The sequence below is a fragment of the Wolbachia endosymbiont of Tuta absoluta genome (assembly GCF_059414725.1).
The window spans coordinates 1-753 of sequence record NZ_JBNRJY010000128.1; the positions used below are offsets into that span (position 1 = coordinate 1).

Annotated in this window: 1 pseudogene; it reads right to left on the minus strand. The window is 39.4% G+C overall.

Annotated elements, in window-relative coordinates:
* Positions 1-618 precede the first annotated feature (618 nt).
* Positions 619-729: pseudogene (locus ACJ5GX_RS01275) on the minus strand (YqaA family protein); the annotation flags it as partial.
* Positions 730-753 lie beyond the last annotated feature (24 nt).

Consider the following 753-nt stretch of genomic DNA (forward strand, 5'->3'; position numbering starts at 1 on the left):
TCCACTCTTCCGCAGGCGTTATCATAAGAATGATCTATTAATACATTTTTAACATAAAAATAAACATACATACACATATACATATCACGCCTATAATCCCTTGCGGGGTAGGCAGAGCGTTAACGGCCGTTCAACAGATATTAACTGTTATGGCTGTCAAAATAACACACACTATTATTGTGTCCTTTTATTTTTATTCTTATTTTTATGTTAAGAATGTATTAATAGATAATTCTTATGATAATGCCTGCAGAAGAATGGATCCTCCTTGCACAGACATTGTTGTGCTTAAAAGGAGGCTCCAATACCTAGCTTTAAAAGGCGCCAAGTAGCTTGCTGCGTTCCGTCAGTGTGTGGGAGTGCCAGTGCCTTAACAGGCTTCTTCTGGGTGAGCTCGCTCCATTTTAGACTATGTCTCTGTGCTATGACCTACACTAGAGTCAAGAGCAAACCCATCATTATAAAATAAAAAAAAAACTGTAAGAATGTTTTTTTTTAAATGTTGTATGATGTGACTCACCAGCTGGTGCCCGCATCCATGCCTTCTTTGGTTCCTCCTCCTCCTGGGAGCTACCCGTGGACGCGCTGGCACTCTCCACCGATTCAGTTTTCAGATCGATCGTAGTTTGACCTAAAGCATAACATAGTGTAAAGTACAAAACCTTGATGTATGGGTAAGATAAGCGATGATACTAGGCTATCTATAAACAATAGGAGATAATTTTCCATACCAAGTTGTTGTACCATCTTCGT